General features: G+C 67.0%; 8 protein-coding genes. 2 read left to right on the top strand and 6 right to left on the bottom strand.

The window, feature by feature from the left end; genetic code table 11:
* Nucleotides 1–271: 271 nt before the first annotated feature.
* The 3 genes from E5790_RS14245 to E5790_RS14235 all read right to left on the bottom strand — a co-directional run bounded on the left by E5790_RS14245 (nucleotide 272) and on the right by E5790_RS14235 (nucleotide 4442).
* Nucleotides 272–2335, bottom strand: coding sequence for a TonB-dependent copper receptor (locus tag E5790_RS14245; RefSeq protein WP_111206612.1), 2064 nt, complete (start codon nucleotides 2333–2335; stop codon nucleotides 272–274).
* Nucleotides 2336–2407: 72 nt separating this feature from the next.
* Entirely contained in the window at nucleotides 2408–2827 is a 420-nt protein-coding gene (locus tag E5790_RS14240; protein ID WP_111206614.1) for a DUF2946 family protein, read from the bottom strand.
* Between the two features lie 631 nt (nucleotides 2828–3458).
* Nucleotides 3459–4442: a LysR family transcriptional regulator gene (locus tag E5790_RS14235; RefSeq protein WP_010481448.1), complete on the bottom strand. Its 984-nt coding sequence runs from the start codon at nucleotides 4440–4442 to the stop codon at nucleotides 3459–3461.
* A gap of 208 nt (nucleotides 4443–4650) precedes the next feature.
* Between E5790_RS14235 and cysK the strand changes: the two genes are divergently transcribed.
* Both cysK and E5790_RS14225 read left to right on the top strand, forming a co-directional pair.
* Nucleotides 4651–5610 carry a cysteine synthase A gene (gene cysK, locus E5790_RS14230; RefSeq protein ID WP_014648230.1) on the top strand — a complete coding sequence of 320 codons (960 nt, stop codon included), beginning with the start codon at nucleotides 4651–4653 and terminating at the stop codon, nucleotides 5608–5610.
* A 273-nt stretch (nucleotides 5611–5883) separates the two neighbouring features.
* Nucleotides 5884–6483, top strand: a complete 600-nt coding sequence (locus E5790_RS14225; RefSeq protein ID WP_014648231.1) for an O-acetyl-ADP-ribose deacetylase — start codon at nucleotides 5884–5886, stop codon at nucleotides 6481–6483.
* Between the two features lie 92 nt (nucleotides 6484–6575).
* On the opposite strand, the gene E5790_RS14220 is transcribed toward E5790_RS14225, so the two are convergent.
* The 3 genes from E5790_RS14220 to pyk all read right to left on the bottom strand — a co-directional run bounded on the left by E5790_RS14220 (nucleotide 6576) and on the right by pyk (nucleotide 10542).
* Nucleotides 6576–7718 carry an ABC transporter substrate-binding protein gene (locus E5790_RS14220; RefSeq protein WP_075075806.1) on the bottom strand — a complete coding sequence of 381 codons (1143 nt, stop codon included), beginning with the start codon at nucleotides 7716–7718 and terminating at the stop codon, nucleotides 6576–6578.
* Between the two features lie 129 nt (nucleotides 7719–7847).
* A complete protein-coding gene (locus E5790_RS14215) occupies nucleotides 7848–8852 on the bottom strand; it encodes a class I fructose-bisphosphate aldolase (protein WP_014648233.1) in 1005 nt (334 codons plus the stop codon).
* A 223-nt stretch (nucleotides 8853–9075) separates the two neighbouring features.
* A complete protein-coding gene (pyk, locus tag E5790_RS14210) occupies nucleotides 9076–10542 on the bottom strand; it encodes a pyruvate kinase (RefSeq protein WP_014648234.1) in 1467 nt (488 codons plus the stop codon).
* Nucleotides 10543–10613 lie beyond the last annotated feature (71 nt).

Genomic DNA, 10613 nt, shown 5'->3' with positions numbered 1-10613 from the left:
GGTCCAAATTGATCCACGGCCGCCGAGTGTAGGCAAGTGCCCCTGAAAGCGGTATGTGCCAAGCGTTTACCGGCGTGGAACCAGGGCTGCGATAGCGCCTTGAACCCATTCCGTGCAAGGCTGCCATGGGCAGTGTCGGCGTGTATCGGGGTGTATCCCGTCGTGCACCACCGGGTCAGTCATCGTAGAGTCGAAGCTGCCCGACGGAGGGCGTCGGGCGGGGACGGATCCTGGCGGGGATCCGGCCCCGTTTTTTTTTACACCCGGCGGATCAATACCGGTAGTTCAGCTTCATCCACACGCTGCGCCCCGGCTCGTTGATGCGCACCGGGTCGGCCGGGAAGCCGAAGTCGGCGCTGCCGGCCAGGTTCAGGTGCTCGCTGTAGGCGCGGTCGAACAGGTTGTCGACGCCTGCGCTGAGCTGCAGCTGTGAACCGAAACGGTACGCCGCGTTGAGCGCGAAGGTGGCAAAGCCCGCGCTCGGCCCGAGATCCTGTGCGACCACGTTGCCCTGGCCATCTGCGACACGGTGCTGGTGGGTCACCGCGCGCAGCAGCGCACCGGCGCTCCAGCGCTGGCCTTCCCAGTTCGCACTCAGGCGCGCTTCCAGCGGCGGCATCTGCGGCAGCGGACGCTGCTGGTCGCGGTTCTCGCCCCAGGCATAGGCCAGCGTGCCACCCAGCTTCCACTGTTCGGCCACGCTCACTTCCAGCCCCGCCTCGGCACCGGCGATGCGCGCATCGACGTTGCTGGCCTGGCTCATCCCCATCGCGCCGCTGCGGTGGTAGGTGAACAGGATGTAGTCCTGGATCTGCCCGGCGTACGCCGAGACCCAGGCCTGCACGCGCGGTCCCTTGTACTGCAGGCCAGCGTCGAGCTGGGTGGTGCGCTCGGGCTGGATGCCGGCAAACGCGTTCACCGCATCGGCCGGGCCGTGGTCGGGCGAGAACAGCTCCCAGTAGTCGGGCATGCGTTCACTGTGGCCGAGGCCGGCGTACCAGGTCAGGCCGTCGGCCAGGTCCTGCTCGTAGCGCAGGAAGCCACTGCCGAGCCATTCCTTGCGACGCTGGCCGGCAGTCGGATTGGGCATGTTGCCCATCATTCCGCGGAGCGACTGCCGCTCGTCGCGCACGCTGGCGCGATCGATGCGCAGGCCGCTGATCCAACGCTGATCGGTGCCGGCGCCGAGGGTCAACTCGGTGAACACGCCATAGCGGCGGAAGTGGGCATCGGTCTCCCACGCCACCTGGCGATAGGTGCCGCGGCCCATGCCCATGCGCCCACGATGGCGGCTGTCTTCGCCGTCCACGCCCGCCACCAGCTGCACGTCCTGCCAGCGCCACTCGGAACTGACCCGGCCGCCCTGGGTACGGCGATCCACGTTCGAAGCCATCGGCGTCGGCATCATGCTGTTCGGGTTCGGCGCACGCAGCGTATAGTTGTCCATCACGTGATCGGCCTCGTTGTAGTACACGTTGGCCTGCACCGTGTCCCACGCACCCGGCAGGTTGCGCTTCTCGAAGCGCGCGGCATAGCTGGTGCGTTCGAACGCGGCCCCGTCCATGCCGCGTCCCGCATAGCGTGCGATCGCATCTCCGGCACCGGCAGAAATTTCCAGCAGCGTGTCGGCATCCGGCGTCCAGCCGATCGCTACGTCACCGTTCCACTTGCGCCACTTCGATGGCACCACATCGCCGTGGCCGTCCTTGTAGTCATCGGCTTCGGAACGGTTGCCACTGGCGCGCACATAGCCGGTCGGGTTGCCCAGGGTCAGGTCGAGCACCTGGTCGTTGCGGTTGCGCGAACCGACCAGCGCACTGGCATCGGCACGCAGGCCCGGCTCTTCGAAGCGCGGTGTATCGCGCTCGAAGCGTACGGTGCCAGCCGAGGCACCTGCGCCCCAGCGCACGCTCTGCGGGCCCTTGATGATGGTCAGCCGGTCGAAGCTTTCCGGCGCGATGTAGGACAGCGGATTGTCCATGCGCGACGGGCAGGCACCGATCAGGTTGCCGTCATTGCTGAGGATGTTCAGGCGCGAACCGAACATGCCGCGCAGCACCGGGTCACCGTTGGTGCCGCCGTTGCGGATGGCGGAGAAACCGGGAACGGTCTTCAGGTAATCGGCGCCATCACTGGCGGGTACCGGCTGCCGCGGCAGGCGTGGGTCGGTCACCCAGTGCAGTGGCGAGGACGGTGCGGCAGCGGTGACCACCAGGGTGTCGAGGGTACGCGCCTCTTCGGCGGGCGCGGCATGGGCGAGCGTTGCAGCTACGGCCAGGCCAAGGGCAACCGGCAGGCGCGCACAGGCGCCCGCGGGGCGGGAAGTCATTTTCATCGGAACAGCTCCAAGGTACGCACGCGCGCACGGCGCCCGGTCAGGCGTCGTGCGGCAGATTCGACAGGGACATCAGCGAACGATGGAGAAAGGCGGCGGCCCACGCGCGGCATGCGCCGGCCAGCACAGCGCGGGCAGCACCTGCCGCGACCAGGGGAACACCAGCCGCGGCCGCCACAACAGCGGCAACAGCAGCACAAGCACGGCCAGCCACGGCAGCAGGCGCATCGCCAGCACGCAGTATTCGCAGGCTTCGCCGTGCATGGCGTGGGGATCGACCGGTGGGGCCGGATCCGTTTGCCCGGGCAAGGGGCTCTGGCCCGCTACGGCACCATCATGCTGCATGTGCGCGTGGTCCATGCCGGCCATCGCAGCGTGGTCCATCGGCTGCGCCTGCAGCGCGCGGCTGACCAGCGGCGCAAGCACCATCAGCAGCGTCGCCAGGACGGCAAGCTGGAGCAGAAGGCGCTGCGGGCGGGACAGCCGGGTCATCCCGCTAGTGTAGAGCCGGGTCCAGGGTTGCCCGTGCGACGAACCGTCGCAGGAGGGGGTTTATCGGCAGGGCTGCGCCCTGCACCTGCAGAGGCCACGTCCACGGCAAGAGCCGAAGCAACAGCAAAAGCAAAAGCTGGCTTCCTGTTGAATGGCGGGGCGGGTCCGGTTGCGGGAGACGCCGTAAACCCATCCATGGGGGCTTGGCCGCGGCATCCATGCCGCGGACACTCCCGCAACCGGACCCACCCCGCCTTCGACAGTTTCCTGCGGTCTGTTGGAACGGCTTTGGGGTCAGATCCGTTTTCCGAAGGAAAACGGATCTGACCCCAGATGTATTTCGATATCTGACAGCTTTCATCCACGCATGGCGTGGATCTACCGTGTCGACCAAGGTCGACACCTACCAACAGCCGCGAAGATCTGTCAGAGGTGGGGCGGTGTGGGCAGACAGGACCGTTGGCGCCATGGATGGCGCCATCGAGCCCCCAGGGATGGGTTTACGGCGTGTCCTGCCTGCCCACACCGCCCCGCCTCCCACGGAAGCCAGCTGTTGCTTCGGCTGTTGCTGTTGCTTCGGCTGTTGCCATTGATTCGGCAGGTGCAGGGCTGCAAGCCCTGCTCGCCCCCCTCACACCGTGATGGTCTGGGTCAGTGATTCCCAGGTCGGTGGCACCGGCCACGCGGCCGCCTGGTTGCCATCCAGCACCCGCCGCAGGTCGCGGGGATCGATCTGCGGTGCCAGCACATGCACCAGCTCCAGCGCGTAATCACGCAGCACGCGGTCGCGCGGCAGCACCGCCCAGGCGATGCACTCGCTGATCGGGTCCGGCGCCGGCCACGACCTCAGGTCTTCGTCGTTGGAACTGACCGCCATTTCGGCCAGCAGGCCCACGCCCAGGCCGGTACGCACATAGGTCTTGATCAGATCGGCATCCAGCGCGGTCAGCGCCAGATCCGGCACCAGCCCGTTGGCGGCAAACGCACGCTGCAGCGACGAATTCGGGCGGGTCGAGGATTCGTAGCTGATCAATGGTTGCCGGGCCAGCGCGGCCAGGTCCGGTGCACGCCCGGCGCGGTCCAGCGGGTGGCCCTTGGGCACCACCACCAGGCGTCGCCAGCGGAACAGTGGCACCGCGATGCCATCGGTGGGCTCCCCCCCAGCGGTGCTTATGATGGCGATATCCGCGTCACCCTGGTTCAAGCGATCCAGCGCGTCGGCTTCACCGGCCTGCTGCAGGTGCACGCTGACCTGCGGGTAAGCCTGCTTGATCGCCGCCACCGCCGGCGGCAGCACGAAGCGCGCCTGGGTGTGGGTGGTGGTCAGGATCAGCTGGCCCTGGCTCTCGCGCCGCTGGTTGGCCGCGTAGGTGCGGATGTTGTTGGCCTCGGCCAGCACGGCGCGGGCGCGGGCGATCACCTCGGTCCCGGCCGGGGTGACCGACTCCAGGCTGCGGCCCTTGCGCACGAACAACAGGAAACCCAGCTCGTCCTCCAGCTGCTTGAGCTGCTTGGACAAGCCGGGCTGGGTGGCATGCACGCGCGAGGCGGCCAGCGTGATGTTCAGCTCGGCGTCGGCGATGGCAACCAGGTAGCGCAGCTGGGTCAGCGTCATGGGCAGGCAGGCGGCGTGGGGCGGAGGTCCACTCTAGGGTCAATTGCCGTCACCAGCTTATAACCAAAGGTTGTTTAAGAAAGGTATCTGGTCATTTCCGGGCGTCATATGCCGGCGCTACGGTCAGCCGGCAGCCGCTGGCCTGAACAGCCAGCCCTCCCCCTTCGCCCGCCGAAACCCGGCGCGGCCCCGTTTCCGGAGCGCTTCCATGGCCCTGTACGACTCCATCCTCGACACCGTCGGCAACACCCCCATCGTCAAGCTGCAGCGTCTGGCACCGCCGCAGGTCAGCGTTTACGCCAAGGTCGAGTCGTTCAATCCGGGCGGCTCGGTCAAGGACCGCCTGGCTTTGGCGATCATCCTCGACGCTGAAGCGCGTGGCCTGCTCAAGCCGGGCGACACCATCGTGGAGGCCACCTCGGGCAATACCGGCGTGGCACTGGCGATGGTCGCCGCAGCGCGCGGCTACAAGTTCGTGGCGACCATGGTCGAGACCTTCTCGGTCGAGCGCCGCAAGCTGATGCGTGCCTATGGTGCCAAGGTGATCCTGACCCCGGCCGCCGAACGCGGCAGCGGCATGGTGCGCAAGGCAGCCGAACTGGCCGAACAGCACGGTTGGTTCCTGGCCAGCCAGTTCGCCAACCCGGCCAACCCGGCCTATCACCGCAACACCACCGCCGCGGAAATCCTGCGCGACTTCGCCGGCAAGCGGCTGGACTATTTCGTCAGCGGCTGGGGCACCGGCGGCACGCTCACTGGTGTGGGCGAAGTGCTGAAGGTCGCGCGCCCGCAGACCCGCATCATCGCCACCGAGCCGGCCGGCGCCGCCCTGCTCAAGGGCGATGACTGGAAGCCGCACAAGATCCAGGGTTGGACCCCGGACTTCGTGCCGGACGTGCTCAACCGCGATGTGGTGGACGAACTGGTCTCGGTCGAAGATGACCGCGCGATCGCCACCGCGCGCCGCCTGGCCGCCGAGGAAGGTATCTTCGTCGGCATCTCTGCCGGTGCCACCGTGGCCAGCGCGCTGGACGTGGCTGCCCGCGCCGAACCCGGCGCGGTGATCCTGGCGATGCTGCCGGACACTGGTGAACGCTATTTCTCCACACCGCTGTTCGCCGATGTCAACGAAGGCTCCGACGACGACTGGCTGGCCGGCCTGCCGTAAACCGCCCGGGGTCGGATCCCTTTGCCGCAGGGAAAGGGCTCTGACCCCACCCGCGTGGATCAGCGACAGGGGTCAGAGCCTTTCCCATGCGGGAAAGGATCTGACCCCGTTCTGCTTCAGCCTGCGTGAAGGCGTCGCCCGCCATCGTGCGTGAAGGCCGTCGGATCGCAGCGCGTGAGACGGTCATGACGCAGTATCGATGCCCTGTCCCCTACCGTGGGAACAGCCGGCGCAGATGCTGCGCGGATCACCTCACAGGCAGGAGACGGACGCATGAAGATCGAGGTTTGGCAGGGTGACATCACGACCCTGGCGGTGGATGCGATCGTCAACGCGGCCAACGAAACACTGCTCGGTGGCGGCGGTGTCGACGGCGCGATCCATCGCGCGGCCGGCCCCGCATTGCTGGCCGAGTGCGCGCAGTTGCCGGAGCTGCGCCCGGGCGTGCGTTGCCCGACGGGCGAAGTGCGCGCCACCAGCGCCCATGCGCTGCCGGCGCGCCATGTACTGCACACGGTGGGCCCGGTCTGGCATGACGGCCAGCGCGACGAACCGGCGCTGCTTGCCAACTGCTACTGGAAGTCGCTGCAGCTGGCCGAGTCGCTGGGCGTGCAGTCGATCGCGTTCCCGGCGATCAGCTGCGGCGTCTATGGCTATCCGCTGTACCAGGCGGCGCAGATCGCAGTGACCGAAACACTGGCGTGGCAGCGCAGCCATGCGCAACCGATGCGCATCGTGCTGGTGGCGTTCAATACCGCTACGGCCAAGGCCTACCAGCAGGCGTTGAGCGCCGCCGGGCAAAGCGCGGACAGCGAACCGCGCGGGTCGATGCTGCCGCCCCTGGGCGATGCGGGTTTTGCCGCCGCGCACTGAATCCCGGTGCGCGACGTAAAGAAAAAGGCCGGGCAGTGCCCGGCCTTTTCCGTTGCACCGTTGTGCTCAGCCACGCATGGCGTGGGTCACGCTCAACGGCTGGCAGCTTCCACCGCGGCGGCGTCATCGGCCACGGCGGCTGCGTCGGCTGCGGCGCGTGCCGCCGAGGCCGCAGCCCCATCGGCGCTGGCGCCATCCACCTGCACGCGCACTTCCACCATGCCCGCGCCATTGTTCAGGCTGGACACGTCGACCGTGTAATGACCGGCCGGCAGGGTCTCTTCCAGGCGCGAATTGGTGCCGTTGCCACCATCGTCGTCGGTCAGCTCGACATCGCCGCCGACCACGCGCAGCACGGTATCAACCTGGCTGGAAATCGCATCCAGGCGCACATCGGCCGGGCGGTCCAGCGACAGCAGGAAGCGGCGACGGCCATCGTTGTCGAGCATCGTGTACACGCTGCCCGCCTTCGGCAGCGCCGTGCCATCGCGCTCGACCAGATTGCCGGGCAGCTCGATGCGGTTGGCCGACAGGGTGAACATGCCGCTGACGCCGTCGCCGAGGCCGCGCGCGGTCAGGGTGTACTTGCCCGGCTTCAGTGACAGGGTCAGGCGCGAGTTGGTGCTGTCGCCGCCATCGTCATTCTCTGCATCCACGCCCTGGCCCGACAGCTTCAGCACCGGATCGAAGACATCCGACACCAGGCGGATCTCGTACAGGCCGGCCTTGTCCACCTGCAGGGTGTAGTCCTGGGAACCACCGGCCAGCATGTCGACGATCTCGCCGCTGCCCGCCAGCGGCTTGCCGTCGTACGGCACCAGCTTCTCGGCGCGCAGGCGGTAAGGACCGTAGTCGGTCGAGCCGTTGGCGTTGACCGCCACCTGGTAGGTGCCGCCACCGTTGGCACGGAAGGCCACCGAGACGTCGCCTTCGCGCTCGTAGCCGGTGTTGCTGCTGGCCACCAGGCTGCCGTTGTTGAACACGGCGATCGAGCCGCTCAGCGAACCGGTCAGCTTCAGCCCGACCAGCTGCTTGTCTTCCAGCTTGATCTGGTAGAGCTGGTGGTGGCTGCCGTCGTTGTAGTTGATGCCGCTGCGCGAGGTGATCTCGCCGGATACCGGCTTGTCGAAATCGAGTGACGCGGCCTTGCCCGCGTCCGCGCCGCCGCCGATGCGGTTGCAACCGCTGGCGACCAGGACCGTGGCAACGGCCAGTGTGATTGCTGCCAAACGCATGTTGTTTCTCCTTGGCCTTCCATGTGGTTCCCGCATACCGGCCAGGCACGCGGGGGCGGAAAAGATACCCGCAAAAGCAAACGCCGGCGTGATGCCGGCGCTGCCTTGTTCATCCGGCGATGGGACGGATCAACCGTTCCACTTGCCCAGCGCGGCCAGGCCGTTGTCCTTGGCGCGCTCGTACACCGTCTTCTGGGCAGCAGCGTAGTTGCCCTTCATGTCCTTGGCCCACAGCTTCAGCGCGGCCTGCTGCATGGCGCGGCCGTAGGAGAAGCTCAGCGGCCACGGCAGGTTGCCCAGCTGGTTCATCGCGTTCAGGTGCTCGGTGGACTGCTCGTCGCTCTGGCCACCGGACAGGAACACCACGCCCGGCAGGATCGCCGGCACGGTGCTCTTCAGGCACATCACGGTCGACTCGGCCACTTCCTCGACATCGGCCTGCTCTTCACAGTCCTTGCCGGAGATGACCATCGAGGCCTTCAGGATGGTGCCTTCCAGCAGCACGTTCTGCTGGTACAGCGCGTCGAACAGCGAGCGCAGGGTGGCTTCGGTGACTTCGTAGCAGGTTTCGATGTCGTGGTCGCCGTCCATGATCACTTCCGGCTCGACCATCGGCACCAGGCCGCATTCCTGGCACAGCGCTGCATAGCGGGCCAGCGCATGGGCGTTGGACTCGATGCAGGTGCCCGACGGGATGCTCTCGCCGATGTTGATGACCGCACGCCACTTGGCGAAGCGCGCGCCCAGCTTGTAATACTCCTGCAGGCGCTCGCGCAGGCCGTCGAGGCCTTCGGTCACCAGCTCGCCCGGGCAGCCGGCCAGCGGGTGCGCACCCTTGTCCACCTTGATGCCCGGAATCATGCCGTGGTCGGCCATGTACTTGGCGAACGGCACGCCGTCCTTGGTCGACTGGCGGATGGTCTCGTCGTACAGGATGGCGCCGGAAATGTGCTCGTTGAGCTTCGGCGTGGTCAGCAGCAGCTCGCGGTAGGCGCGACGGTTCTCCTCGGTGTTCTCGATACCGACGCCGGCGAAACGCTTGGCGATGGTAGCGGTGGATTCGTCGATCGCGATGATGCCCTTGCCCGGGGCGACCATGGCCTGGGCGGTTTCAGCCAGCTGTTCGATACTCATGTATTTCCTGTGGCGGGTGCGGGAAAAACGTAAGTATAGCCCTGCTGCCCGTTGCCTCGCCGTGGAGGACAGGATGGAAACGCTTCCACGTCTACGCAGGACAAAGGATGTCCTGCGGCATGGGGTCAGAGCCCCTTCAGGGATCTGACCCCTGGTCAGTACGGGGTCAGATCCCTTCAGGGCTCTGACCCCGGATCGGCAGCGCCGACCCGACCGTCAGGGCTTACAGATCGCCCAGGCCGATGGCGCGGCCATCCTCGCCCACTTCCAGCAGGCGCAGGGTGTTGGTGGCACCATGGGTTTCCATGTGCTCGCCGCTGGTGAACACAACGCGGTCACCGGCCTGCAGCAGTTCCGATTCGACCAGCAGGCGGATGCTGCCGCGCGCCGCTTCGCGCGGGGTCAGGCCGCGGCTGTCGAAGTTGATCGGGAACACATCGCGCATCAGCGCCATCTGGCGACGCGCGCCGTCGTGGCGGGTGACCGCGAACACCGGCGCCTTGGCGCGGAAACGCGACAGGTAACGCGCGGTGCCGCCGGATTCGGTCATGGCCACGATCGCGCGCACGCCCACATGCTGCGACAGGAACATGGTGGCCATGGCAATTGCCTGGTCGGCACGTTCCAGGTTGCGCGGCGAGGCGTTGAAATCGGTCTCGGTCTGGAACTGGCGCTCGGCACCCAGGCAGATGCGTGCCATCGCTTCCACCGCCTTGACCGGGTAGGCACCGGCGGCGGTTTCCGCCGACAGCATCACCGCGTCGGTACCGTCGATGACCGAGTTGGCCACGTCCAGCACTTCGGCGCGGGTCGGGATCGGGCTTTCCACCATCGACTGCAGCATCTGCGTGGCGGTGATCACCACCTTGTTCTGCGCCAGCGAGGCCTTGATGATCTTCTTCTGCAGGCCCGGCAGCTCGGCATCGCCGATTTCCACGCCAAGGTCGCCACGGGCAACCATCACCACGTCGCTGGCCTCGACGATTTCTTCCAGGTTCTCGATCGCCTCGGTGCGCTCGATCTTCGACACCAGGGCGGCATCACAGCCGTGCGAGCGGGCGATGTCGCGCGCGTCGTTCATGTCCTGCGCGTTGCGGCAGAACGACACGGCGATGAAGTCCACGCCGATCTTGGCAACGATGCCGATCAGTTCCTTGTCGCGCTCGGTCAGGGCACCCAGCGACAGGCCGCCGCCCTGCTTGTTCAGGCCCTTGCGGTCGGACAACACACCATCGTTGAGCACGGTGTTGACGATGCGCTCGCCCTGCACTTCCACCACCTGCAGCTGCATCAGGCCGTCGTCGAGCAGCAGCACATCACCCGGGCCCACGTCCTGCGGCAGGCCGAGGTAGCTCACGCCCACCTGGCTGGCGTTGCCCGGGCCGGCGTTCTCGCTGGCGATCAGGTCGAAGCGGTCACCCGCCTTCAGCTGCACCTTGCCTTCGGCGAAGCGCTCGATGCGGATCTTCGGGCCCGGCAGGTCGGCCAGGATGCCCACTTCCACGCCTACGCGGGCCGCAGCAGCACGCACTTCGGCGGCACGCTTGGCCTGGCCGGACGGATCGCCATGGCTGAAGTTCAGGCGCACCACATTGACGCCGGCGCGGAAAAGATCCTCCAGCACGCCCGGCGGATCAGTGGCCGGACCGAGGGTGGCAAGGATCTTGGTGCGACGCTGACGCTCGAACATGGTGGATGGGCCTCTCCCGTTAAAGAACGGAAATTAGCACATCCTTCACGCCGCATGTATACGGTTACAGC

The organism is Stenotrophomonas sp. PAMC25021 (assembly GCF_004795795.1).
Lineage (GTDB): Bacteria > Pseudomonadota > Gammaproteobacteria > Xanthomonadales > Xanthomonadaceae > Stenotrophomonas > Stenotrophomonas muris.
The sequence above is the reverse complement of the archived record's forward strand: the minus strand, read 5'-3'. Positions and strand labels throughout refer to the sequence as shown.

What these genes read in the sequence shown, in the direction of transcription:
- E5790_RS14245 (WP_111206612.1), bottom strand. Translation starts at nt 2,335, where the DNA reads ATGAAAATGACTTCCCGCCCCGCGGGCGCCTGTGCGCGCCTGCCGGTT.
- E5790_RS14240 (WP_111206614.1), bottom strand. Translation starts at nt 2,827, where the DNA reads ATGACCCGGCTGTCCCGCCCGCAGCGCCTTCTGCTCCAGCTTGCCGTC.
- E5790_RS14235 (WP_010481448.1), bottom strand. Translation starts at nt 4,442, where the DNA reads ATGACGCTGACCCAGCTGCGCTACCTGGTTGCCATCGCCGACGCCGAG.
- cysK (WP_014648230.1), top strand. Translation starts at nt 4,651, where the DNA reads ATGGCCCTGTACGACTCCATCCTCGACACCGTCGGCAACACCCCCATC.
- E5790_RS14225 (WP_014648231.1), top strand. Translation starts at nt 5,884, where the DNA reads ATGAAGATCGAGGTTTGGCAGGGTGACATCACGACCCTGGCGGTGGAT.
- E5790_RS14220 (WP_075075806.1), bottom strand. Translation starts at nt 7,718, where the DNA reads ATGCGTTTGGCAGCAATCACACTGGCCGTTGCCACGGTCCTGGTCGCC.
- E5790_RS14215 (WP_014648233.1), bottom strand. Translation starts at nt 8,852, where the DNA reads ATGAGTATCGAACAGCTGGCTGAAACCGCCCAGGCCATGGTCGCCCCG.
- pyk (WP_014648234.1), bottom strand. Translation starts at nt 10,542, where the DNA reads ATGTTCGAGCGTCAGCGTCGCACCAAGATCCTTGCCACCCTCGGTCCG.